General features: G+C 63.4%; 19 protein-coding genes and 1 pseudogene. 16 read left to right on the top strand and 4 right to left on the bottom strand.

Annotation, left to right across the window (positions count from 1 at the left end; all coding sequences use genetic code 11):
- From BLJAPNOD_RS22800 to BLJAPNOD_RS22765, 8 genes are all read left to right on the top strand, one after another.
- Positions 1–528, top strand: coding sequence for a DUF4381 domain-containing protein (locus BLJAPNOD_RS22800; RefSeq protein WP_115421587.1), 528 nt, complete (start codon positions 1–3; stop codon positions 526–528).
- Positions 515–1,519, top strand: coding sequence for a VWA domain-containing protein (locus BLJAPNOD_RS22795; protein ID WP_115421586.1), 1,005 nt, complete (start codon positions 515–517; stop codon positions 1,517–1,519). Before BLJAPNOD_RS22800 ends, BLJAPNOD_RS22795 begins: the two co-directional genes overlap by 14 nt.
- On the top strand, positions 1,516–3,087 hold the full coding sequence (locus BLJAPNOD_RS22790) for a VWA domain-containing protein (protein ID WP_115421585.1): 1,572 nt from the start codon (positions 1,516–1,518) through the stop codon (positions 3,085–3,087). Before BLJAPNOD_RS22795 ends, BLJAPNOD_RS22790 begins: the two co-directional genes overlap by 4 nt.
- The gene (locus tag BLJAPNOD_RS22785; RefSeq protein ID WP_115421584.1) at positions 3,084–4,421 is read left to right on the top strand and encodes a BatD family protein; all 1,338 of its coding nucleotides are present in this window, start codon (positions 3,084–3,086) and stop codon (positions 4,419–4,421) included. Before BLJAPNOD_RS22790 ends, BLJAPNOD_RS22785 begins: the two co-directional genes overlap by 4 nt.
- Before the next feature lie 277 nt (positions 4,422–4,698).
- Complete coding sequence (locus BLJAPNOD_RS22780; RefSeq protein WP_115421873.1) at positions 4,699–6,246, top strand: arylsulfatase; 1,548 nt, start codon at positions 4,699–4,701, stop codon at positions 6,244–6,246.
- A 71-nt stretch (positions 6,247–6,317) separates the two neighbouring features.
- On the top strand, positions 6,318–8,879 hold the full coding sequence (locus BLJAPNOD_RS22775; RefSeq protein ID WP_244611055.1) for a fused MFS/spermidine synthase: 2,562 nt from the start codon (positions 6,318–6,320) through the stop codon (positions 8,877–8,879).
- A 233-nt stretch (positions 8,880–9,112) separates the two neighbouring features.
- Positions 9,113–9,649: an L-2-amino-thiazoline-4-carboxylic acid hydrolase gene (locus BLJAPNOD_RS22770; RefSeq protein WP_115421583.1), complete on the top strand. Its 537-nt coding sequence runs from the start codon at positions 9,113–9,115 to the stop codon at positions 9,647–9,649.
- A gap of 44 nt (positions 9,650–9,693) precedes the next feature.
- A complete protein-coding gene (locus tag BLJAPNOD_RS22765; RefSeq protein WP_244611054.1) occupies positions 9,694–10,905 on the top strand; it encodes a Zn-dependent hydrolase in 1,212 nt (403 codons plus the stop codon).
- Between the two features lie 58 nt (positions 10,906–10,963).
- Here BLJAPNOD_RS22765 and BLJAPNOD_RS22760 read toward each other — a convergent pair whose 3' ends face one another.
- From BLJAPNOD_RS22760 to BLJAPNOD_RS22750, 3 genes are all read right to left on the bottom strand, one after another.
- Positions 10,964–11,653, bottom strand: coding sequence for an isochorismatase family protein (locus tag BLJAPNOD_RS22760; RefSeq protein WP_077502056.1), 690 nt, complete (start codon positions 11,651–11,653; stop codon positions 10,964–10,966).
- Positions 11,654–11,680: 27 nt separating this feature from the next.
- Positions 11,681–12,307 carry an isochorismate family cysteine hydrolase YcaC gene (gene ycaC, locus BLJAPNOD_RS22755; protein WP_077502058.1) on the bottom strand — a complete coding sequence of 209 codons (627 nt, stop codon included), beginning with the start codon at positions 12,305–12,307 and terminating at the stop codon, positions 11,681–11,683.
- 93 nt (positions 12,308–12,400) lie between these two features.
- On the bottom strand, positions 12,401–13,276 hold the full coding sequence (locus BLJAPNOD_RS22750; RefSeq protein WP_115421581.1) for a pirin family protein: 876 nt from the start codon (positions 13,274–13,276) through the stop codon (positions 12,401–12,403).
- Positions 13,277–13,401: 125 nt separating this feature from the next.
- On the opposite strand from BLJAPNOD_RS22750, the gene BLJAPNOD_RS22745 reads away from it, so the two are divergent.
- Positions 13,402–14,322 carry a LysR family transcriptional regulator gene (locus tag BLJAPNOD_RS22745; protein WP_115421580.1) on the top strand — a complete coding sequence of 307 codons (921 nt, stop codon included), beginning with the start codon at positions 13,402–13,404 and terminating at the stop codon, positions 14,320–14,322.
- Between the two features lie 30 nt (positions 14,323–14,352).
- Here the strand turns inward: BLJAPNOD_RS22745 and BLJAPNOD_RS22740 are convergent, their stop codons facing one another.
- Positions 14,353–15,582: an ROK family transcriptional regulator gene (locus tag BLJAPNOD_RS22740; RefSeq protein WP_115421579.1), complete on the bottom strand. Its 1,230-nt coding sequence runs from the start codon at positions 15,580–15,582 to the stop codon at positions 14,353–14,355.
- Positions 15,583–15,814: 232 nt separating this feature from the next.
- On the opposite strand from BLJAPNOD_RS22740, the gene BLJAPNOD_RS22735 reads away from it, so the two are divergent.
- From BLJAPNOD_RS22735 to BLJAPNOD_RS22705, 7 genes and pseudogenes are all read left to right on the top strand, one after another.
- Positions 15,815–17,053, top strand: a complete 1,239-nt coding sequence (locus BLJAPNOD_RS22735; RefSeq protein WP_115421578.1) for an extracellular solute-binding protein — start codon at positions 15,815–15,817, stop codon at positions 17,051–17,053.
- A gap of 107 nt (positions 17,054–17,160) precedes the next feature.
- Positions 17,161–18,041 (top strand): annotated as a pseudogene (locus BLJAPNOD_RS22730) (sugar ABC transporter permease).
- Positions 18,041–18,886 carry a carbohydrate ABC transporter permease gene (locus tag BLJAPNOD_RS22725; protein WP_115421577.1) on the top strand — a complete coding sequence of 282 codons (846 nt, stop codon included), beginning with the start codon at positions 18,041–18,043 and terminating at the stop codon, positions 18,884–18,886. The pseudogene BLJAPNOD_RS22730 and the gene BLJAPNOD_RS22725 overlap by 1 nt, the downstream one beginning before the upstream one ends.
- The gene (locus BLJAPNOD_RS22720; RefSeq protein ID WP_199566015.1) at positions 18,883–19,908 is read left to right on the top strand and encodes an aminotransferase; all 1,026 of its coding nucleotides are present in this window, start codon (positions 18,883–18,885) and stop codon (positions 19,906–19,908) included. The genes BLJAPNOD_RS22725 and BLJAPNOD_RS22720 overlap by 4 nt, the downstream gene beginning before the upstream one ends.
- A 3-nt stretch (positions 19,909–19,911) precedes the next feature.
- Entirely contained in the window at positions 19,912–20,847 is a 936-nt protein-coding gene (locus tag BLJAPNOD_RS22715; protein WP_115421575.1) for a PfkB family carbohydrate kinase, read from the top strand.
- Positions 20,844–21,929, top strand: coding sequence for a sn-glycerol-3-phosphate ABC transporter ATP-binding protein UgpC (gene ugpC, locus BLJAPNOD_RS22710; RefSeq protein ID WP_077502072.1), 1,086 nt, complete (start codon positions 20,844–20,846; stop codon positions 21,927–21,929). The genes BLJAPNOD_RS22715 and ugpC overlap by 4 nt, the downstream gene beginning before the upstream one ends.
- Before the next feature lie 376 nt (positions 21,930–22,305).
- The gene (locus BLJAPNOD_RS22705; protein WP_115421574.1) at positions 22,306–23,364 is read left to right on the top strand and encodes a D-TA family PLP-dependent enzyme; all 1,059 of its coding nucleotides are present in this window, start codon (positions 22,306–22,308) and stop codon (positions 23,362–23,364) included.
- The last annotated feature ends 35 nt before the right edge of the window (positions 23,365–23,399 follow it).

Here is a 23,399-nt window from a genome sequence, read left to right as displayed (position 1 = left end):
ATGGAAGGCACCACGCCAGCGGTCGATCCCGGGCTTGCTGCAGCACTCCGCGGCCTCGCCGACATCGCCTTGCCGCCGCACGTCTCGATGCTGCCGCAGACCTGGGCCTGGGCTGTTCTCGGCGCTCTTCTTACGCTGGCACTCGCCTTTGCGCTCTGGCGCTGGTATCGCTACCGTCAGCTCAATCGTTACCGTCGCGAGGCGCTTGGCGAGCTGCGCGAGATCGAAGGGCGCATCGGCGCGGCGCAAACACGTGGCCATGCGCTCGCTGCACTGCCCGCCCTTCTCAAGCGCACCGCGCTCGCCGTCTGGCCGCGTGAGGCAGTTGCCAATCTGAGCGGCAGCGGCTGGATCGACTTCCTCAACGCCCATTCCGGTGGCCCGGTCTTTCCGGCAGCGGCGGCACATTTCTTCGAGGAAGCGGAGTACCGCGGGCCGGCGGCACTGGCCTCCGTGCCGGAAGCCGAGGCGAAGGCCCACCTCGCGGCGGCACGCCATTGGATCGAGGCGCATCATGTACGTCCTTGATCATTCCTGGCTGCTCGTCCTTCTGCCGCTTCCTGTCATCATCTGGTGGCTGTTGCCGGCCTATCGCGAACAATCGGCGGCGGTCCGCATCCCATTCTTCAAGGACATCACCGCGGCGGCAGGCATCGGGGCAACCGAAGGGTCGGTGGTGCCGAAGACCAATCTCGGGCAAAAGCTGATTGCGCCGATCTGCTGGATCCTGATCGTTCTGGCACTGGCACGGCCGCAATATATCGAGCCGCCGATCGAAAAGACGGAACCGCAGCGCGACCTGATGCTGGCAATCGACCTGTCGCAATCGATGGACACGCGCGACTTTCACGATCCGGCCGGCAATCTTCAGGCCCGTGTCGACGCCGTGCACGCGGTCGTCGCCGATTTCATCGACAAGCGTCCGGAAGATCGCCTCGGCCTTATCGCCTTTGGCGACGCGCCCTATCCCCTCGTGCCGTTCACGCTCGACCACAAGACGGTCCAGGCGATGCTTGCCGATAGCCTGCCGGGCATGGCCGGCCCGCGAACGGCGATCGGCGACGCGGTCGGCCTTGCGATCAAGATGTTCGACCAGAGCACGGCGCCGGACAAGGTCCTGATCCTGCTAACCGATGGCAATGACACCGCAAGCAAGATGCCGCCAGACAAGGCCGCTGGCATTGCCGCCGAAAAACATATCGTCATCCACACGGTCGGCATCGGCGACCCCAATGCACAAGGCGAGCAGAAGCTCGACACGGCGGTGCTGCAGGGGATCGCGACCACGACGCACGGACGATATTTCTTCGGCCAGGACCAGGCCTCGTTGCAGAACATCTACGAGCTTCTCGACCAGTTGACGCCGGCCAACCAGAAGACGCTCTCCTGGCGGCCGCGCATCGAACTCTTCCACTATCCGCTCGGCGCCGCGTTGATCCTCGTGCTGGTCTATCACGCGATCATGTGGCTGCTATCGGCGCGCGCCGACCGCAGGCGCGAACAGGAGGCCGGAGCATGATTGCCGACTTCCATTTCCTCAGACCCCTCTGGCTTCTGGCGCTGCTTGCGGCGCCCTTGCTTGTGATGTTGATCGGCCGGCGCACCGACGTGCGCTCGCAATGGCAGGGCATGATCGCGCCGCATCTTCTCGATCACCTTCTGATCGAGAAGGGCGGAGCGCGCCGGTTCCATCCCGTTCATCTGACGGCTGCCCTGATCGCAATCGCCGCGATCGCCGCAGCCGGCCCCACATGGCAGCGCGAAAAGCCGCCCTTTGTCGAGGACACCGCTCCGCTGGCGATCGCCATCGACCTGACAGCGACGATGAATGCCACCGATATCTCGCCCACGCGGCTTGAGCGGACCAAACTGAAGGTGCAGGACATCCTCTCGCTGCGAAAGGGTGCCCGCACGGCGCTCTTTGCCTATGCCGGCACCGCCCACATGGTCCTGCCGCTCACCGACGATGCAAACCTGATCAAAACCTATCTGGCGGCACTTTCGCCAGGCATCATGCCGGTTGAGGGCAGAAATACCGGCAAGGCGCTGCAGCTGGTGGAAGACGCCCTTTCCGGCGAGACCGTGCCGGGCACGATCCTGTTCATGACCGATGGCGTCGAGCGCACAGCGTTCGACGCCTTTGCGCAGTACAAGGGCCGCAACGACCTCATGGTGCTCGGCATCGGCACTGCCGACGGCGGCCCGGTGAAGACGGCAGACGGTCAGTTCCTGACGGATGCAACGGGCGCGCGGGTCCGCGCCAAACTCGACGTCGATGCGCTGAAGGCATTGCAGTCAGCGTCGAAGGCCCAGGTCGCGACGGTCACGCCCGACGACACAGATGTGCGCTGGATCGTCAGGCGAATCCAGACGAGCTTCGCGCAGAAGACGGCGGAAGGTCTGACACGCTGGTACGATGCCGGCTGGTGGCTGACCATCCCGATCGCGATCCTGGCCGCGCTCTGGTTCCGTCGTGGTTGGTCGGTGCGCTGGGCGGTCTATCTGGTTGCCATCGGGACGGTGTTGCCGGGCGCAAAGGCCGAAGCAGCCGATCGAAGCTTTGCCGATCTCTGGTTCACCCCGGATCAGCAGGGACAACGCGCCATCGAGCGCGGTGATTTCCAGGGTGCCGCCGGCGATTTCACCGATCCGGCCTGGCAGGGCGTGGCGCTCTATCGCATCGGTCGTTACCAGGATGCGATTGATGCCTTCGCCCAAGGCGATACCGCCGAAAGCTACTACAATCAGGGCAACGCCCTGATGCACCTCGACAAGGCCGAGGAGGCGATTGCCGCCTACCAGCAGGCGCTCAAGCGGCGACCGGACTGGCCCGAAGCCAAACAGAATCTGGCGGCCGCCGAAAAACGCAAGGCAGACAAGGACAAGCAGGATCAGGACGCCCAGCAGGAAGCCGCCGGGCTCGACCCGGACAAGGTCCAGTTCGACGACAAGGGCAAGAAGGGCGAGCAAGGGACGGTCCAGGGAGCGGCACAGACCGCCGAGATGTGGATGCGCAACATCCAGGTCTCGCCCGCCGACCTGCTGGCGCGCAAATTTGCGATCGAAGCGGAGGATGCGAAGCCATGAACGTTCGCATTTCGCTTATTCTCCTTGCATTGGCCGCCCTCTGGCTGTCGATGACTACCACCGCGCGCGCGGCCGATCCCTTCGCTCGAGCGACGCTCGCCACCAAGGGAACGATCTATGCCGGGCAGCAAGTAGAAATCGACGTCGACGTCTTCGCCCCCAACTACTTTCTGTCGCCGCCGCAGTTTCCGCTGTTCGATCTGCCCGGCACCGTCGTGACGATGCCCGACGATCGCGGCCTGAACCTCAACGAAACCATCGACGGCGTTGACTTTTCCGGGATCCGCAAGACCTACGTCATCACCCCGCAGTCAGCCGGCGACTACACATTGCCGTCGGTCGATATCCCATTCGGCTATGCCGCCGTTCCGGGCGAGACCACGCAGGGCCAAGTGAAAATGCCGTCGCTGCGGCTGACCGTCACGGCGGTGCCCGGCGGCGCTGATGGCAACCCAGGCGTCACCGCGGCGAAAGTGACGATCACCCAGACCTTCGATCGCGATCTGGTGAGCCTCAGCGCCGGCGATGCCCTGGTTCGCACCGTCACCGTCAACGCGCGCGGGCTGGCCGCGATGATGATCCCGGAGCCATCCTTCGATGCGCCCGAAGGCGTGCAAGTCTATGTTCACGACCCCGTTCTCTCCGAGGACAGATCGGACCGGGGCGAGTTCCGCGGTGGTGTTCGCAAGGACACCGCCACCTATGTCTTCGCGAAGGCCGGGGACTTCACGATCCCTGCAATCCCCTTGCAGTGGTTCGATCCGGCACTCGGCAGAACCCAAACGGCCGAGGCGCCAGGCGCCAAGGTGTCGGTTGCCGCAGCGCCTGCCCATGCGACAGATCTTGCTCCACCATCCTCACCGCCAGAGAAAGCCCCGTTCGACTGGCTATGGTGGGTCGCGGCCGCGCTGGCCGTCGCAGCGCTTGCGCTTCTGATCCGGATTGCGGCCGATGTGGCAGGCCGTATCCAGATCTGGTTTGACGAAACGCAGGCGCGCCGCGCGCAATCCGAGCCCTCGGCTTTCCGTCGCGTCGACGAGGGATGTCGCAGCGGCGACGCCCAACGTTTTGAAACGGCGATCGACGCATGGTCGCGTAAGACGGGGAATGTGCCATTGACGCAATGGCTCGATCGCTTCGCCGACCCCGATACGAAGACAGCCTTCGCCGAGCACCAGCAGTCGCTTTACCGGCTTGCCGAAGCGATGCCGACGCCAGATCTCGTGGCGCTAAGGGCCGGCCTCAACACGGCAAGGCGGCGCTGGCTCGAACAGACCTCCGACATCGATATGCCTTCGGGCAACGAACTGCCCGATCTCAATCCGGCCTTTTAAGCTGACGCGCCGAACAATCGCTAGCGCTTGGCCGCCGGGACTTTGCGACGCGATACAGCCCTTCGTAACTGTTACGTACTTGCCGCTAACACCGGCTTCAACTCACAGTTCACCGGTACGATCCAGGACTTTGCCTGCCCGTCCGAAAGCAATCCATCGTGCCTCAGGGAGACATGAGATGCCCATTGATATGAAGAGTGCCTTCGGCCTGCTGGCTGCTTCAGCAGTCCACAGGTCCATCAAGCCGAAAGCGCTTGCGCTTGCCGGCACCGTGCTGATGTCGACGATCTCTGCGTCGGCCTTGCCAGCATTGGCCCAGGATGCGGCCAAGCCCAACATCCTCGTCATCTTCGGCGACGATATCGGCCAGACCAATATCAGCGCCTATTCCTTCGGCGTGATGGGTTACAAAACACCCAATATCGATCGGCTTGCCTCTGAAGGCATGATGTTCACGGACTACTACGCAGAAAACAGCTGCACGGCCGGCCGCTCCACCTTCATTACCGGCCAGTCGGTGCTTCGCACCGGCATGTCCAAGGTCGGGGTTCCCGGAGCGCCCGTCGGCCTGCAGGATCGCGACGTCACGATTGCCCAGGCGCTGAAGCCGCTCGGCTATGCAACAGGCCAGTTCGGCAAGAACCATCTGGGCGACCAGGACCGATTCCTGCCGACAGCCCATGGTTTCGACGAATTCTTTGGAAACCTCTACCATCTCAATGCCGAGGAAGAACCGGAACGGCCCTACTGGCCGAAGGATCCCAACGATCCCTTCGTCAAGGCGGCCACGCCGCGCGGCGTGCTGCATTCGTTTGCCGATGGCAAGATCGAGGATACCGGCGCGCTCAACACCAAGCGCATGGAGACGATCGACGACGAGACGACGGCGGCAGCCATAGGTTTCATGGAAAAGCAGGTCAAGGAAGGCAAGCCCTTCTTCACCTGGATGAACACGACGCGCATGCATCTGTTCACCCACATCCGGCCCGAATACAAGGGCCAGAGCGGCATGCCGGGCAACGATTATGCCGACGGTATGGTCGAACACGACAACGACGTCGGCAAACTTCTGAAGGCGATCGACGACCTGAAGATCGCCGACAACACGATCGTCGTTTACGCCACCGACAATGGCCCCAATCAGTTCTCCTGGCCGGACGCCGCAACGACGCCATTCCGCAGCGAGAAGGACACCAACTGGGAAGGCGCCTTCCGCGTTCCCGCCATCGTGCGGTGGCCGGGCAAGATCAAGCCGGGTGTTTCCAACGAAATGGTCTCCGGCCTCGACTGGTTCCCGACCTTGCTTGCCGCTGCCGGTGACAAGGACGTAAAGGACCGGCTGCTGAAGGGAACCAAGCTCGGCGACAAGGACTTCAAGGTTCACCTCGATGGCTACAACCAGCTCCCCTACCTTCTGGGCGAGCAGCCAAAGGGCGCGCGCAACGAGTTCTTCTACTTCAACGACGACGCCAAGCTGGTCGCCATTCGCTTTGACAACTGGAAGGCGGTTTTCTGCGAAATGCGCAAGCCTGGCGGCTTCGACGTCTGGCAGGACCCTTTCACCTGCCTGCGCGTGCCGAAGATGTTCAATCTGCGCATGGATCCCTATGAGCGGGCCGACATTGTCTCCGACCAGTACAACGACTGGAGGACGAAGAACGTTTATCTCGCCGGCATCGCCACCATGAAGGCCGCGGCGTTCCTCGAAACCTTCATCGAGTACCCGCCGAGCCAGAAGCCCGCGAGCTTCTCGGTCGACCAGGTCGAGGAAGGCGTGCATGCCAAGATCGACGAGATCATGAAGAAGGCCCCGGCGGCCCAATAAGCTGAAGAAGGCGGCGCTCTTGCGAGTGCCGCCTTTTCATTCCTAGCATTTAGAACCTATGGTGACCCGGATTGACCGCAAAGACTTCTGCGCCCGTACGCTCGGTCGATGTCGACGGGCCCGACGAGAGACAGGGCATGCAGCAACAGGCCTATGCCTTCAGCCCCGCAATGGCCGGCTTCATGCTTTTCTTGTCCGGCGCAGCGGCGCTGATCTTTCAGGTCCTCTGGATCAAGCAACTCTCGCTCGTCACCGGTGTCGACGTCCATGCGGTCAGCGCCGGCGTCAGCGCCTTCTTCCTCGGCCTTGCCCTCGGCAGCTTCGCCCTCGGTCGCGCCAGTGACCGTACCGCCCGCCCCTTGCGTCTCTATGCGCTGCTTGAGACCGGCGTCGCGCTGCTTGGCGTTGTTGTTACCTTCGCACTGGCGCGGATTGCGCCGCTCTTCGTCTCGATCGAGATGGACCTGCCCGTTGTCGCCTGGGGGATGCTGATCCTGCTCGTGGCCGCGCCGGCCTTTTTGATGGGCGGCACTCTTCCTGTGCTCTTGCGCTCCCTGCAAGCGGCGCCCGGCGGCATCAGTGCCAAGGGCGGACGCCTTTACGCTGCCAATACGCTCGGCGCGATCGTCGGCTGCCTCGCCGTCTCCTTCGTGATCATTCCCGCACTCGGGGTACAGGCAACCGGTGTTGCTGCCGCCGCTCTCGGCCTGACCGCTGCTGCCACCGCGGTTTCTCGCGGCGCGGCTTCCGCCACCTCAGCTCCCGAGGCATCTCCGACACCATCCATCGGCGAAGGCGGGTCCCGGCTGGCGCTTGCTCTCTACGCGCTCGCCGGCGGCGTCGCGCTCGGCTATGAGGTCGCCTGGTCGCAGGCGATCGTGCAATTCATCTCGACCCGCTCCTTCGCCTTCTCGGTCGTGCTTGCGACTTATCTCGCAGGCCTTGCGCTTGGCGCTGCGATCTTTTCGCGGCGAACCGACAAGCTGACCGATCCCTGGACCACGTTCGGCCTGCTCATTACAGCTGCCGGCCTCGTCGCGCTTTTCGAGCTGGCGGTGCTCGGCACCTGGCTCACCGTTTGGCAGACGAATGCGGAAGCGACGGTCGCAGCGATGACAGGCAGCATCTTCGCCGGCATGTGCGCGCGTTTCCTTGTGGCGGCGCTCACCATCGTCTTCATCCCGACGCTGATCCTCGGCGCCGCCTTTCCCGTCGCCTTGCGCCTTGCGGTCAATCCTGCCCATGTCGGGCGCGATACCGGCCGCGTGCTGGCCTTCAATACGCTCGGCGGCATCGCCGGCACGCTTGCCACAGGCTTTCTACTGATCCCGACGCTCGGCATCGTCCGCAGCTTTGCCATCCTGGCGGTCATCGCCGCCATGATCGGCCTTGTCGCGATCTTCAGGGGCAAGGGCAGCGCGTTGGTTGGCCCTCGTCTTGCCGTGCCCATGCTCGGCGCCCTCACCCTGCTGCTAGCGTTCTTCGTACCGTCGGACCGGCTCGCCAATCTGCTGACGAAGTCGCGTAGCGACGGCACGATCGTCTCTTATGAAGAAGGCCTCGGCGCGACCGTCGCGGTGATCGAACAGGGACAGGCCGACCGTCGCTTCCGCCGGCTTTATATCCAGGGCGTTTCCAACACCGGCGATGCCATGCCGTCGCTGCGTTACATGCGGCTGCAGGCTTTGTTGCCGCTCCTGATCCAAAAGGGCGAACCGAAGTCGGCGCTGGTGATAGGGCTTGGAACCGGCATCACCGCCGGGTCGCTGCTCGCCTATCCAGGGCTGGAGCGCCGCGTCGCTGCTGAACTTTTGCCTTCGGTCGCCCGCGCGTCCGCTCTGTTCAAGGGCAATTACGATGCCCCCCATGATCCCCGACTGGAGGTCCGCCTGCGCGACGGTCGGCGAGAACTGTTGCGAAGCGAGGAGCGCTACGACCTGATCACGCTCGAGCCACCGCCGCCGTCGGCGGCCGGTGTCGTCAATCTCTATTCGTCCGATTTCTACCGGCTGGCGCGCGCGCGTCTGGCAGACAATGGCATGGTGGCCCAATGGCTGCCGATCGCCACCCAGAACGACGAGGACACCCGTTCCCTCGTCAGAAGCTTTCTCGACACTTTCCCTGAGGTCACGCTCTGGTCGACGGAACTGCACGAGATGCTTCTGGTCGGCTCTCTCGCACGCCAAGATATCGACGCCACGCGGATTGCGGAGCGGATGAAGGAACGGCCGCTTGCGACAGCGCTCGGCGAGGTCGGAATTTCCAGCCCGGCCGATCTGCTGGCGACCTGGATGATGGATCGTTCGGGGCTGGAGCGCTACGCCGGCGACGCCCTTCCTGTAACGGACGATCAGCCGCGGATCGAATATGCAAGTTGGGCGCGACCCGACGAGCTGCAGCGCACGCTTCCGGCTCTCATCGCCCTCAGAACAGATCTTCCGCTGGTAACCGCAGACCCCGTAACGAAAACGGCAATCGCCGAAGCGCATAACAGGCTGCTGCTCTTCTACCAGGCCTCGCTCAATGCCTATGCCGGCTACCGTGCCGAATGGGCGCGCGACATGGAAGTGCTGATGCGCGTCGAACCGGCCAATCCCTATTACAAATGGTTCGTTTCAAGCAGTCAGCGATGACGGGTTGACGGATGTCGTTGACACCCGCGCTTTGGCTTCCGAACGAGCTGCTCAAGCCGCGCGGATAACCGCTGCCGACCAAGAATATTTTCGCTGGAAAGGCAGCCAGGCGCGAAATATTTGCGCAACGACCCCTATGAAGGGCACGGGATTGCAACCCGGCATCCGTAATCACGGTGTATCCTGTCGCCATTCAACCCAACCATTTGTTGGGCAGGGAGGTAGAAGATTTCATGACGGACAACGACAATTCAGCGGGCCCTGCGACATCGCGGGCGGCGATGGAAGGCGAGCTGGGCATTCTCGCGCGGCGACGCATTGAGGCCGGCATCATCGCACCGATCTATGAGGCGATGCGCGAAGAGATCGGCGAGGAACGTGCCCAGGCGATCCTCGACAAGGCTGTCAGCCAGGCTGCCATCGAGGCCGGCAAGGCGTTTGCGGCGAAGACCCCCGGTGGCACCAATCTGCGGACATTCCAGGAGCTGCAGGATCTCTGGACGCAGGACGATGCCCTGACGATCGAGGTGACGAAAGCGACCGACGACGAGTTCCACTACAACGTCAAGCGCTGTCGATACGCCGAGACCTATCGCGAGATGGGACTCGGCCATATCGGGCACCTGCTCTCCTGCAACCGTGATGGCGTGTTTTGTACCGGTTACGACCCGCGCATCACGCTTGAGCGCACGCAGACGGTGATGCAGGGCGCGTCCCATTGCGACTTCCGCTACCGCCTGAATGCCGAAGCGGCCGAAGAACAGAAATGACCGCCATGGGACAAGCACGCAAAAACCTGGCCACAGGCACCAACATGCCTGCAATCAACGGCGACCGGCTATGGGCCGATATCGTTTCCACGGCGCGCTTCGGCGGCACCGACAGGGGCGGCGTCACCCGGCTGACGCTGACGGAAGAGGACCGGCAGGTTCGAGACTGGTTCGTCGCCGAATGCCGCTCGCTGGGCTGCGCAATTGAAATCGATCGGATCGGCAACATCTTCGCCACCTATCCCGGCGAAGACCCGTCTCTGCCGCCGATCGCCGTCGGCAGCCATCTCGATACCCAGCCGCAGGGTGGCCGGTTCGACGGCATTCTCGGTGTTTTGGCCGGGGTGGAACTGATCCGCACGCTGAAGGGGAGCGGCACAGTGCTGCGGCATGGCCTGACAGTCGTCAACTGGACGAACGAGGAAGGCTCGCGCTTCTCGCCGGCGATGATGGGTTCAGGCGTCTTTGCCGGCGCATCGCGCCTGGAAGCAATCGAGGCTTTGATCGACCGGGACGGAAAGACCGTATTGGCAGCGCTCGAAGCCATCGGCTATCGCGGCGAAACCGCTCTCGGCCATGTCGGCTTTACCGCCTATGTCGAGCTCCATATCGAGCAAGGCCCATTGCTGGAAGCGGCGGCGACCGAGATCGGTATCGTCACCGGCGTGCAAGGGGTGCGCTGGTTCGATGTGACGATCGCCGGGACGGAAGCCCATGCCGGCAGCACCCCGATGGCGCAGCGTGACGACGCGTTGGTCGCCGCCTCCCAGATCGTGCTTGCCGTGCGCGATATCGCGCGCCGTCACCCACCTGGCGTCGGCACCACAGGGTTTGCCGCAATCGGCCCCAATTCGCGCAATGTCGTGCCGGGCTCGGTGCAGTTGCAGATCGACATGCGCCACCCCTCTGAAGCGGGGCTCGATCAGATGCAGGCGGCGCTTGAGCAGGCGATCGGCGCGATCGACGCCAGGATCGCGCTCAGTCACATCTGGTCGAAGCAACCCGTCATATTCGATCCCGGCATTGTCGATGTCGTGCGCGCCAGCGCCGCCGCACTCGGCTATTCCGCCACCGAGGTCGTCTCCGGCGCCGGTCACGATGCCGCCCACATCGCCGGCAACTGCCCGACGGCCATGATCTTCGTGCCCTCCAAGGACGGGCTGTCGCACAACGAAGCCGAATACTCCTCGCCGGAGGAATGCGCCCGTGGCGCCGACGTCCTGCTGCAGACGGTGCTGCAGATCGACCTGAAATAACGACAAACGTTGCCGGCGGGATTTCCCGCCGGCGACGCCGTTTTCAACAAATGCTGGTTCAGCCGCGGGCCGAATCGAGCGTCTCGTGTTCCTTTTCCACCTGTTGGGCCTTCAGGTAGCTTTCGATCAGCAGCTGATACTCCGGGAAGATCTTGGTGTAGATCTCCGCCCATTGCTGCGCGTCGTCACGATGCCAGGTCCGCTGCAGTTCGGAGGCGACGGCCGCCGTGTCCATCGGGACAACACCCGCCTGGACAACGCGGGCAAGCGTGATCTCCTGCGCCATTTTCGAATAGGTACCCGACGCGTCGACGACGGCGAAGACCTTGTAGCCCTCGTGGACGGCGCTGATGGCCGGAAATGCCATGCAGACGCTGGTGATCGTGCCGGCAATGATCAGCGTCTTGCGGCCCGTCGCCTTGACGGCGGCCACGAAGTCCGGATTGTCCCAGGCGTTGATCTCGCCGCGACGGGCGACATATGTGGCATGCGGCGCATTCGCGTGGATTTCCGGGATCAACGGACCGTTCGGTCCCTGCGGCACCGAAGCCGTTGTGATGACGGGCATCTTTGTCAGCGTCGCCATGCTGGCAAGGGCTGCCGCATGGGCGCGTAGCTTCGGCATCGGCATGTCGTTGACGGTCTGAAACAGGCCGCTCTGATGGTCGATCAGAAGCATGACCGCATCATCGGGATCGATGACCGGGCGGGCGCCGTTGAAGTTGGCGACGTTGTTGACATTCGTCATGGCTCTTCTCCTATGACTGGCCCGTAATTAACGGGAAGCCTTGGTGGTCGTGTAGCTGCTTATCAGGTTGCGGTAGTCGGGGATGTGGTTGGAGAACAGCGTTCCAAGCCCCTCGACGTCGTTGCGCCAATCGCGATGCAGTTCGCAGGCAAGACCGAACCAGGTCATCAGCTGTGCGCCGGACTGCGACATGCGATCCCAGGCCGAATGGCGGGTGATCTCGTTGAAAGTGCCCGACGCGTCAGTAACGACGAAGACTTCAAATCCCTCCTCGAGGGCTGACAGGGCCGGGAATGCCACGCAGACCTCCGTGACGACGCCGGCAATGATCAGTTGCTTCTTGCCGGTGGCCTTGACCGCCTTGACGAAGTCTTCATTGTCCCAGGCGTTGATCTGGCCGGGGCGCGGAATGAACGGCGCATCCGGGAACATTTCCTTCAGTTCCGGCACGATCGGGCCGTTCGGACCATCCTCGAAGCTGGTTGTCAGGATCGTCGGCAGCTTGAAGTATTTCGCGAGGTCCGCGAGTGCCAGAACGTTGTTCTTGAATTTGTCGGGATCGATATCCCGGACCAGCGAGAGCAGACCGGCCTGGTGGTCGACGAGCAGAACCGCAGCCTGATCCTTGTCGAGACGCTTGTAGGTTTTTGCCATAGTGAAGACTCCTTCATCTCTAGTCATATCCGCGTGCTCTGGCCGTTGATCGGCCGTCGTGGGTTCGGCGCGGAGTTCCGAGCCCACGAGAACTCAAAGTGCCGGTGCTGAAACGGCGCCGAAGCTGCCGTTCTGGAAGTCGGCGAAGGCCTGGCGGATTTCGTCCGCCGTGTTCATCACGAAGGGGCCATGCATGACCACGGGTTCGTCGATCGGCTCACCGCTCAAGACGAGGACGGTAGCATCCGAGCTGGCATCGAGCGTAATGGCGCCGCCTTCGCGGCCGAGGAGGCCGAACTGGGCTTCACCGATCAGGTCGCTGCCGTTGACCAGCACGGTGCCGTGCAGCACTGCCAGACCGATCGAATGGCCCTCTGGCAGATCGAGCGCGAGCGAACCTCCCTGTTTCAGCCTGACATCCCAGAGATTGATCGGCGTAAACGTCTTCGCCGGTCCGTTGCGGCCGTCGAACGCGCCGGCGATCACCCTGAGCGTGCCGGCATCCTCCGGCAGCGGCACGGTGGGGATGTCACGGCTAAGGAGTGTCTGGTATCCCGGCTTTGCGGATTTGGCTCTGGCCGGCAGGTTGACCCAGAGCTGGACCATTTCCAGCGTCCCGCCCTGCCTGGTGAAGGCGTCCGAATGGTACTCCTCGTGCAGGATACCGCCGGCTGCCGTCATCCATTGCACGTCGCCCGGGCCGATATGGCCGCCATTGCCGGCCGAATCCCGATGATCCACTTCGCCACGATAGACGATGGTCACCGTCTCGAAGCCGCGATGCGGATGCACACCGACGCCGCGCGGCCGGCTGGTCGGTGCAAATTCGGTCGGCCCCGCATAGTCGAGCAACAGGAACGGGCTTGCATGTTCACCGACGGCGTCATGGGAAAGCAGCGAGCGAACAGGAAAACCGTCGCCGACCCAGTGCTGTCGGGCGTTCCCAAAAATGCCGAGTATCTTGCGCATGTCTGTTTCTCCTTGTGCATCGCCTTGCAAGCGATGACGTTGAGAGGAACATATTCCAGCGACAAATCTGGCAGTAGACAGTCAAATCGGGCTACAGTGTCCCATGGATAGGACAATAATTGACCATGCAGGACTTGAACGATCTTAAGCTTTTCGTCGACGTCGTCGAGCAGAACGGTTTTGCTGCTGCCGCGCGCAAACTCGATATGCCGCGTTCGCGGCTGAGCCGGCGCATCGGCTTGCTGGAGGAGCGGCTCGGCGTCCGGCTTGTCCAGCGTTCGACGCGTCACTTCGTCGTCACCGAGATCGGCAGGGAATATTACCGCCATTGCGTCGCCATGCTGGTGGAGGCGGAGGCAGCACAGGAGGTGATCGATCGCACGCGCTCCGAACCCCAGGGCGTCGTGCATGTCAGTTGCCCCTCCTCGGTGCTCTATTTCCAGGTGGGAGAGATGATTGCCCGCTTCATGTCCGGCTGCCCGAAGGTCGAGGTGGTGCTCGAAAGCACCAACAGACGGGTGGACGTGTTGCGCGAAGGCATCGACATCGCCATCCGCGTCCGCTTCCCGCCGCTCGAGGAGAGCGACCTTGTGATCAAGAGGTTGACAGAAAGCGCGCAGCGCCTGGTCGCCAGCCCTCGACTGCTCGGGCCTGACGCACGGCCGCTGACGCCCGCCGATCTCGCCGCCCTTCCGAGCCTGGCATGGAATTCGAACCGGCAGGAGCATGATTGGTGCCTGGACGGACCGGACGGCGCCAACGCCATCGTGCGCCACAACCCGCGGCTCGTGACCGAAGACATGGTCGCCCTGCGCCTCGCCGCCCTGAAAGGCGTCGGCGTCACACAATTGCCGACCATGGTCGTGAGGCAGGACCTGAAGGATGGAACACTAGTCGACGTTCTGCCCCAATGGGCACCCCGGGCCGGCATCATTCACGCCGCCTTTCCATCACGGCGCGGGCTGCTTCCCTCGGTCAGGGCATTGCTTGATTTCCTCGCGAACGAATATGCCGAACTTGCGAGGCTGGACGAGCCGGGAACGTGATCGGGCAGCATCTCGCTGGCCGCCCACGCCTCAAGAACCGTCGGCGGAGCGTGTCTTCAGGATCGCCGAAAAGCGCGGATCGAAGGTGCGGCTGATCGGCTCGGCGGCGGCGCCGATGGCAACCGCCCAGGGATCAGTGAAGCCGACCTGCAGGCGCGGCAGGCTGCGATCGCGCCGATCGGCGAGTGACGGAAGCAGCGGCTGCATCGTGTCCGTGATCAGCTGTGCCAGGCCCGGCGGCAGTCCGCCACACAGGATCACCGTTTGCGGGTCGAAGATGGTTTCGAGCACCTGGACGGCGCCACGCAATTCATAGACGGCCACATCCAGCCAATTGCGCAACCTGATGTCCCCGTCTGTGACAGCCGCATCGAGGCGGGCATAGAGGTCCGGGTCGGCCGGATCGAGCTCGAGCAGCTTGCAGAGGGAAGCGATCGAGGCGCGGTACTCAAGCGGTGTGCGCTCGTGCTCGGCAGCCCCTCGCGGCAGGCTCAGGATCATGCCGATCTCGCCGCCATTGCCGTTGGCACCACGATAAAGCTCGCCATTGAGGATCAGCCCGGCGCCAAGGCCGTAGCCGAGATAGATGCAGATGGCGTGATCGACGCCATGCGCTGCGCCGACCAGACGCTCGGCCGTGGCGGCCGCCGCCGAATCGTTCTGCAAGGCGACGTCGAGGCCGGTGCCGGCGGCAAGCGTTTCAAGCAGGGGGAAGTTCTGCCAGGCCGCCATCATCCAGGGATCGTCGTCGGCGGCTTCGACACCGAAGGGGCCGGGCATCGCCGCGCCAAGTCCGACCAGGCGTTGCTCCGATTGCGGCGCGATCGACGCCAGGTCACGCCGGGTCTTCTCGATGAGATCCAGAATGGTCTTGACACCGGTCGCCGGTCCTCCCGCCGGAAGGTTGGCCTCTGCGCGCGCCAGAACCGTACCCTCGAGATCCACTGCGATGGTGCGCGTGACGTGCCGATCGATCTGCAGGCCGATGGCAAAGGCACCCTCGGCGACCAGACGATAGGGCGTCGACGGTTGCCCCCGGCCGTTTCGCACCGCCGTCAGCGACTGAACCAGCCCGTCGCGTTCCAAATCCTCGATGATGTTGGAAACCGTCTGCTTCGTCAGCGCGGTCGCACGAGCAAGGTCGGCACGGGACAATTGCCCGTTCAACCGCAATGCGTCGATCATGACGCGCCGGTTGTGGGCGCTCGTCCCTTCCTGGTTGGTGCCGCTCTTTGCCCGGATCGGCCGTAAATCGTTCATCCCGAAAACCCCACTTGACACCGTTAGAATATTGAACAAGAAATAAGTCAAGACAATTGACTTAATTGAGAGCCAGCAAGAGCTCCGGGGGAACGAAGGCCACGGCCACAGGTCGTCGCAAGCGCTCCGATAGATATGTCGACGGCCGCCCGCAAGTGGGCGGATTTCTCATATTCGGCCCACCGGGGAGGTGTGCCGGCAAAACTGAAACGCTCAGTTATTGGAGGCAGGAATGTTGAAATCCATTAAAACCACGTTGCTCAGCGCAACCTTGCTCGGCTCGTCCTTTGCCGGCCACGCCTATGCCGAAACCACGCTCAACGCGCTCTTCATGGCGCAGGCGGCCTATAGCGAAACCGACGTGCGCGCCATGACCGAGGCCTTCACCAAGGCCAATCCGGACGTGAAGGTCAACCTTGAATTCGTCCCCTACGAAGGCCTGCACGACAAGACCGTGCTGGCACAGGGCTCTGGCGGCGGCTACGACGTCGTGCTCTTCGACGTGATCTGGCCGGCCGAATACGCCGCCAACAAGGTGCTGGTCGATGTCTCCGACCGCGTGACCGACGAAATGAAATCCGGCGTCCTGCCGGGCGCCTGGACAACCGTCGAATATGACGCCAAGCGCTACGGGATGCCGTGGATCCTCGACACCAAATATCTGTTCTACAACAAGGAGATCCTTGAAAAGGCAGGCATCAAGGCGCCGCCGAAGACCTGGGACGAACTGACGGAACAGGCCAAGATCATCAAGGACAAGGGACTGGCCGCAGCCCCGATCGCGTGGAGCTGGTCGCAGGCGGAAGCCGCGATCTGCGACTACACCACGCTCGTCAGCGCCTATGGCGGCAAGTTCATCGACGGCGGCAAGCCCGCTTTCACTTCGGGCGGCGGTCTCGACGCGCTCAACTATATGGTCACGAGCTATTCATCGGGGCTCACCAATCCGAACTCGAAGGAATTCCTCGAAGAGGACGTTCGCAAGGTCTTCCAGAACGGCGAAGCGGCCTTCGCGCTCAACTGGACCTACATGTACAACCTCGCCAACGACCCCAAGGAAAGCAAGGTCGCCGGCAAGGTCGGCGTCGTGCCGGCACCGGGTGTTGCGGGCAAGAGCGAGGTTTCGGCCGTCAATGGTTCGATGGGCCTCGGCATCACCTCGACCAGCAAGCATCCGGACGAAGCCTGGAAGTACATCGTCCACATGACCTCGCAGCAGACGCAGAATGCCTATGCCAAGCTGAGCCTGCCGATCTGGGCGTCTTCCTATGAAGATGCCAATGTCACCAAGGGCCAGGAAGAGCTGATCGCCGCTGCTAAGCTCGGCCTTGCCGCCATGTATCCGCGCCCGACGACGCCGAAGTACCAGGAGCTTTCGACAGCCCTGCAACAGGCAATCCAAGAGGCGCTGCTTGGTCAGGCCTCCGCCGAGGACGCGCTGAAGACCGCCGCCGAAAACAGCGGTCTCTGATCCCCACGGTCTTCGACCTCCCGGGTGGCTCTGCCGCCCGGGACTTGCCGGGACGGTTTGACCGGCAATAGCACCCTGGCCAAAATGGCCTAAAAGGTTTCCATCCCATGTCCGGTACCTGGATAACAACGCGCGCGTGGCTTCTGATGCTGCCGCTGCTCGTAGTCATGATCTCTGTCATTGGCTGGCCGCTGATCGACACGGTCAGGCTTTCGTTCACCGACGCAAAGCTCGTCGGCACCGAAGGCACGTTCGTCGGCCTCGCCAACTATGCTAAGGTGCTCGGCGGCTCGAATTTCCAGCGCGCCCTGGTCACAACCACATGGTTCGCAGTTGTTTCCGTAACTGCCGAAATGGTGATCGGGGTGCTGGCCGCTCTGTTGCTCAACCGCAATTCCGTGGACGCACGGCGCTGCGCGCCCTGATGATCCTGCCCTGGGCTCTGCCGACCGTCGTCAACGCAACGCTGTGGCGGTTGATCTACAATCCGGAATATGGCGCACTGAACGCGGCCCTGACGCAGATCGGACTGATCGACAGCTATCGCTCCTGGCTCGGCGAACCCGGCTCGGCGCTGACCGCGCTGATCGTCGCCGACTGCTGGAAGAACTTTCCGCTTGTCGCCCTGATCGCGCTTGCCGCCCTTCAGGCCGTGCCGCGCGACATCACGGCCGCCTCGCTCGTCGACGGCGCCGGGCCGTTCAACCGCTTCCGTTATGTCATTATGCCCTACCTCGCAGGCCCGCTGCTGGTGGCACTGGTGCTGCGCACGATCGAGGCCTTCAAGGTGTTCGACCTTGTCTGGGTGATGACACGCGGCGGCCCGGCCAACAGCACGCGCACGCTGTCGATCCTCGTCTATCAGGAAGCCTTCTCGTTTCAGCGGGCGGGATCCGGCGCCTCTCTCGCGTTGATCGTCACCTTGCTGGTGACGGTGCTCGCGGTCGCCTATGCTGCGCTCGTACGCAAAGCAGCGGGAGCCACCTGATGGAACGCCAGAGCCCGCTCTTTACCGCCTTCATCTACGCTTCAGCCCTGTTGCTCGCCGCCGTCATCCTTGCGCCCGTGCTCTGGCTCTTCATCATGAGCATCTCGTCTACCGCCGACCTCTCAGCAAAGCCGCTCAACTGGTGGCCCGATGAGATCGACCTGTCCCGTTACGGCGTGCTCATGACCACGCTGGAAAACAGCGCCGGTGCGGCCTTCGTCGCCTCGCTCCTCAACAGCCTGAAGGTGGCCGGCATGGCGACGCTTGCAGCCATCGCCGTTGCCATACCCTCGGCCTGGGCCGTGTCGCGAACGCCTGCAGTCTCCTGGTCGCTCTACGCGGTGATCGCCACCTACATGCTGCCGCCGGTGGCGTTGGCTGTGCCGCTCTACATGGGTCTTGCCACACTCGGCCTGTTGAATTCCGTCTTCGGCCTTGCGCTGGTGTATCTCACCATCCTTGCGCCCTTCACCACTTGGCTACTGAAATCCGGCTTCGATTCCATTCCGAAGGAAATCGAGAGCGCTGCGATGATCGACGGCGCCAGGCTCGACCAGATCCTGAGGATCATCACCCTGCCGCTTGCAGCCCCCGTCATGGCGACCTCGGCGCTCTTTGCCTTCCTGCTTGCCTGGGACGAATTCTTCTATGCGCTGCTGTTCACATCGGACCTGCGCGCAAAAACCCTGACGGTCGCCATCGCCGATCTCGCCGGCGGCCGGGTTTCCGATTACGGACTGATCGCAACCGCCGGCGTGCTTGCCGCCCTGCCGCCGGTGCTGATCGGCCTTATCATGCAAAAAGCCCTGATTTCCGGGCTCACCAGCGGCGGCGTCAAGGGATGACCATGAGCGACACACCCCCCCGCCCGGCCGGGCTCATTGCAATCGACCGCGAGATGGCCCGCCAGGCCGCGGACGCCGTCGCTTCATTCCAGGCGGCACAGGCGTTGGCCGGCAAGATCGCCGCATCGCTCAGATCGACCGGCAAACTGCTGCTGCTCGGCATGGGCGGCTCGCATGCGGTTGGCCGCGCACTCGAACCGCTCTACCGGGCCCATGGCATCGATGCGATCGCGCTGCCGTTGTCGGAACAGTTGGGGCAGCCCCTGTCGATCTCGGGCAAGACGATCCTCGTCACCTCCCAATCCGGGGAAAGTGCGGAGGTATTGCGCTGGTTTGCGGAAACGAACGGCGCGACTGGCGACACCTTCGGGCTGACCCTCGAGGGGAGTTCCTTTCTCGCCCGAAGCGCCCTCTCCCTGGTCGGCGTTGGCGGTACGGAGAAAGCATTCGCCGCCACGCGCAGCCTGACGATCAGCTTTGCCCTGCACCTGTCGATCCTCGCCGCCCTTGGTGACGACCCGTCATCGGCACTACAGGCGATCGAGAGCCCGCAAGCACCCCACACGACGCCCGCGCTCGCAGCACTGGCAGACGTCCGCTCCGTCGTCACCTCGGGCCGCCGACTTCAGGGATTGTCCGAAGCAATCGGGCTCGGGTTGACCGAGCTGTCGCGGCTGCCCTGCTTCTCCCTCGAAGGCGGGCAGTTGCGGCATGGGCCGATGGAGATGCTCGGCCCGTCGGTCGGCGTCGTCCTGTTTCGCGCCGCGGATGCCACCGCCGGTCTCGTCAGCGCCATGGCGGTTTCGGCAGCAGAAGCCGGCTCGCCTGTTGTCGTCTTCGATGCGTCCGGCGAGACACCGATCCCCGGCGTGACTACCCTTTCCTTCGAACCTGCTGCCGGCCTGGCGGCGATCTTTGCGATGCTGCCGGTGGCGCAATCCTTCATGATCGCCTTTGCCGCGGCGCGCGTCGCCGATGCCGGAACCCCGGTCCGGTCGACCAAGATTACCCGGAGCGAATGAAGCATGCGTCCTCTTGTCGTCATCGGCAACGTCAACGTCGATCTGATCCTCGGGCCGGCCGCCCCCTGGCCGAAGGCCGGCACCGAAATCATCGTCGATCATGACGAACTGCGCGTCGGCGGTTGTGCCGGCAACAGCGCGCTGGCCTGGGACTCGCTTGGCGTCGACTATGCGATTGCCGCGAACATCGGCAACGACCAGTTCGGCACCTGGCTGAAGGGCGCCTTTGCCGAGCGGGCCAGCGGCTGGCCGGTAGAAAACGTCGGCACGACACTGTCGGTCGGCATCACCCATCCGGACGGCGAACGCACCTTCTTCACCACCCGCGGGCACCTACCGCTCTTCAGCTTCGAAGAAGTCCGCGGCATGCTCGACGGTGAGCGCCTGCGTGGCGGCCTTGCGCTGCTTGCCGGTTCGTTCCTGACCGATGCGTTGACCGCTGCCTATGACGATGTCTTCGACTGGGCCGAGGCGCACGACATTGCCGTCGCGCTCGACACCGGCTGGCCGCTCGATGGCTGGACGGACGCCAACTGTACCGCGACGATCGGCTGGCTGAAACGCTGCCGGCTTGCGCTCTTCAACGAGGTCGAAACGACGACGCTGACCGGCCTTGCCGATCCAGCGGACGCCGCCCGCGCGCTGAAGACACATATGCCCGACGACGCGATCGTCGTCGTCAAGCGCGGGCCAAACGGGGCACTGGCACTTGGCTCGACAGGAGACATCGTCTCCGTCGCCGCGCCTGCGGTCAAAGTCATCGACACGATCGGCGCGGGCGACGTGTTCAACGCCGGCTTTCTCGCAGCCCTTGCCGCCGGCGTGCCGCTCAAGGACTGCCTGCGAACCGGCGTCACCATTGCTTCCGAGGCGATCTCGACGCTGCCGCGCGCTTATGGAAACCCCTTATCCGCCTTTCTTCAGGAGACGACCGCATGAGCGCGCTTGAGATCCGCAACATTCACAAGCGCTACGGCGAAGTCGAGACGCTGAAGGGCATCGACATCGCGCTGGAAAGCGGCGAATTCCTGGTGCTGCTCGGCTCGTCGGGTTGCGGCAAGTCCACCCTGCTCAACATCATCGCCGGCCTTGCCGAGCCGAGTGGCGGCGACATCCGCATTGGAACCCGCTCCATCGTCGGGGTGCACCCCAAGGATCGCGACATCGCCATGGTGTTTCAATCCTACGCCCTCTACCCGAACATGAGCGTCGCCCGCAACATCGGCTTTGGCCTGGAAATGCGCAAGGTTCCGGCGCCCGAGCGCGAAAAGGCGGTCAGCGAAACGGCAAAGCTGCTGCAGATCGAAAACCTGCTTCAGCGCAAGCCGAGCCAGCTCTCCGGCGGCCAGCGCCAGCGTGTCGCCATCGGGCGGGCGCTGGTGCGCAACCCGCAGGTTTTCCTGTTCGACGAACCGCTGTCGAACCTCGACGCCAAGCTGCGCATGGAGATGCGCACGGAACTGAAGCGGCTGCACCAATTGCTGAAGACGACCGTGGTCTATGTCACCCACGACCAGATCGAGGCGATGACGCTCGCCACCCGCATCGCCGTCATGCGCGATGGCCGCATCGAACAGCTCGGGACGCCGGAAGAGATCTATGACCGACCGACGACACTCTACGTCGCCGGTTTTGTCGGCTCGCCGCCCATGAACATTTTCGATGCGGACGTCGCGGAAGGCGGCTTGCGCGTGGGAGACGGCAATGCACCGATCGCAATTCCCGCGCGCTTTCACGGCAAGGTATCGAATGGCCAGCAGGTCAAGGTTGGCATCCGCCCGGAAGCGCTGCGTCTTTCAACCGACGAGGCAAATGCGCCGCGGCTGACGGCGCGCGTGGAAGTGGTCGAGCTGACCGGCCCGGAACTGGTGGTGACGGCGCGCATCGGCGGCGAGCGCATCACCGCATGCCTGCCGCCGCGCACCCAGCTTGCAATCGATGCCGAGCGGACATTTGCCTTCGACGAAGGCGCCTTGCATCTGTTCGATCCGGAAACCGGGAGATCGCTGCTCGCCTCGTGACACCGAGAGCAACCATATCTTCCGGGCGATCGGCGAAGTCGGCCCCACACCCGCGGCCTCCCCTGCCAAGGCCGGCGCTTAGCAAAAGAGGGCGGAGGCTCCTCGCCGACACTCCCGCGAGTTCATGAAGATCAGCCGGGAGGAAACCTCTTGGCGTAAACCATCTCGTGCGTGGCAATCAGCATGCTTTTTCCGACGTCCGCCAGCCGCCTGATCACCTGTATTCTCCCATTTTTTCCTCTAAAAATATTCCATTATACTGTACCTAAGTCCCGAATAGCGGATTGACGTTCGGAAAGTCGACGGTCATAACTTGTCAAGGGCGAATGATGTAGCTTCGTCTTATGGAGCGCCCGACAGAAGGAATTGGTGAGCGATGACCGTGCCGATCGAAACCCCCGCCGTGCTGGTGGATATCGAGATTGCCAAGCGGAACATCCGCACGTTCCAAGCCTATGCGGATGCGCACGGCATCCGCGTCCGACCGCATATCAAGACGCACAAGCTGCCACAGATGGCCGAGCTACAGCTGGACGCCGGCGCTGTTGGCATCACCTGCCAGAAGGTGACCGAGGCCGAGGCGATGGTGGACGGCAGTGAGCGGATCGCCGATGTGCTCATCACCTACAACATCCTGGGCAAACCCAAGCTTGCCCGGCTGGAACGTCTCAACCAGCGCATTGCGCTTGCGGTCGTCGCCGACAACGTGACCGTCATCGACGGGCTTTCCGGGCATTTCGCTGGCAAGGAGAAGCCGCTCAGGGTCTTCGTCGAATGCAACACCGGTGCGGACCGTTGTGGGGTGGCGTCGCCCGTGGAGGCCGCGCGTCTGGCCCGCCGGATCAACGATGGCGAGGGCATCGACTTCGCCGGCCTGATGACCTATCCGCCGATTGCCGGCGAGGCAAAAGTCCAAGCTTTCATGAGCGAAGCCAAGTGCCTGATCGAGGCGGACGGCATCGCCGTACCCGCAATCACTTCCGGTGGCACGCCCAGCATGATGCATGCCGCCGGCGCGCCGGTCGCGACCGAATACCGGCCCGGCACCTACATCTACAACGACCGCTCCCTCGTTTCGCGCGGGGTCGCCACCTGGGACGACTGTGCCCTCACGGTGCTTGCCACCGTCGTCTCGGTGCCATCGGAACACCGCGCGATCATCGATGCCGGGAGCAAGGTGCTGACCGCCGACCTCCTGGGTCTGACGGGCTATGGCAATGTGCTTGGCCGCGACGACATCCGGATAGACCAGCTTTCGGAAGAACACGGCCGGCTGGTGAGCGACGGGCCGATCGGTCTGACCGTTGGGCAGCAGTTGCGCATCGTTCCCAACCACGCCTGCGTCGTCACCAACATGGTCGACGCCGTGCATATCGTCGAAGGCGATGAGCCGAAGGCCATTTGGCCGATCGTCGCCCGCGGCCACGTGCTCTAGGATGTTGCCTTAACCGTCGCAACCGCTGTCCAGCT

Origin of the sequence: Ensifer sp. M14 (assembly GCF_003355565.1) — a bacterium.
Classification (GTDB): domain Bacteria; phylum Pseudomonadota; class Alphaproteobacteria; order Rhizobiales; family Rhizobiaceae; genus Ensifer.
This window is presented reverse-complemented; position numbering and strand designations above follow the sequence as displayed.

Excerpts from the sequence above, each read along its gene's own strand:
- BLJAPNOD_RS22705 (WP_115421574.1), top strand. The coding sequence starts at position 22,306 with ATGACCGTGCCGATCGAAACCCCCGCCGTGCTGGTGGATATCGAGATT.
- BLJAPNOD_RS22750 (WP_115421581.1), bottom strand. The coding sequence starts at position 13,276 with ATGCGCAAGATACTCGGCATTTTTGGGAACGCCCGACAGCACTGGGTC.
- BLJAPNOD_RS22780 (WP_115421873.1), top strand. The coding sequence starts at position 4,699 with ATGTCGACGATCTCTGCGTCGGCCTTGCCAGCATTGGCCCAGGATGCG.
- ycaC (WP_077502058.1), bottom strand. The coding sequence starts at position 12,307 with ATGGCAAAAACCTACAAGCGTCTCGACAAGGATCAGGCTGCGGTTCTG.
- BLJAPNOD_RS22715 (WP_115421575.1), top strand. The coding sequence starts at position 19,912 with ATGCGTCCTCTTGTCGTCATCGGCAACGTCAACGTCGATCTGATCCTC.
- BLJAPNOD_RS22795 (WP_115421586.1), top strand. The coding sequence starts at position 515 with ATGTACGTCCTTGATCATTCCTGGCTGCTCGTCCTTCTGCCGCTTCCT.
- ugpC (WP_077502072.1), top strand. The coding sequence starts at position 20,844 with ATGAGCGCGCTTGAGATCCGCAACATTCACAAGCGCTACGGCGAAGTC.
- BLJAPNOD_RS22800 (WP_115421587.1), top strand. The coding sequence starts at position 1 with ATGGAAGGCACCACGCCAGCGGTCGATCCCGGGCTTGCTGCAGCACTC.
- BLJAPNOD_RS22745 (WP_115421580.1), top strand. The coding sequence starts at position 13,402 with ATGCAGGACTTGAACGATCTTAAGCTTTTCGTCGACGTCGTCGAGCAG.
- BLJAPNOD_RS22735 (WP_115421578.1), top strand. The coding sequence starts at position 15,815 with ATGTTGAAATCCATTAAAACCACGTTGCTCAGCGCAACCTTGCTCGGC.
- BLJAPNOD_RS22765 (WP_244611054.1), top strand. The coding sequence starts at position 9,694 with ATGCCTGCAATCAACGGCGACCGGCTATGGGCCGATATCGTTTCCACG.
- BLJAPNOD_RS22770 (WP_115421583.1), top strand. The coding sequence starts at position 9,113 with ATGACGGACAACGACAATTCAGCGGGCCCTGCGACATCGCGGGCGGCG.
- BLJAPNOD_RS22720 (WP_199566015.1), top strand. The coding sequence starts at position 18,883 with ATGACCATGAGCGACACACCCCCCCGCCCGGCCGGGCTCATTGCAATC.
- BLJAPNOD_RS22740 (WP_115421579.1), bottom strand. The coding sequence starts at position 15,582 with ATGAACGATTTACGGCCGATCCGGGCAAAGAGCGGCACCAACCAGGAA.
- BLJAPNOD_RS22790 (WP_115421585.1), top strand. The coding sequence starts at position 1,516 with ATGATTGCCGACTTCCATTTCCTCAGACCCCTCTGGCTTCTGGCGCTG.
- BLJAPNOD_RS22725 (WP_115421577.1), top strand. The coding sequence starts at position 18,041 with ATGGAACGCCAGAGCCCGCTCTTTACCGCCTTCATCTACGCTTCAGCC.
- BLJAPNOD_RS22785 (WP_115421584.1), top strand. The coding sequence starts at position 3,084 with ATGAACGTTCGCATTTCGCTTATTCTCCTTGCATTGGCCGCCCTCTGG.
- BLJAPNOD_RS22760 (WP_077502056.1), bottom strand. The coding sequence starts at position 11,653 with ATGACGAATGTCAACAACGTCGCCAACTTCAACGGCGCCCGCCCGGTC.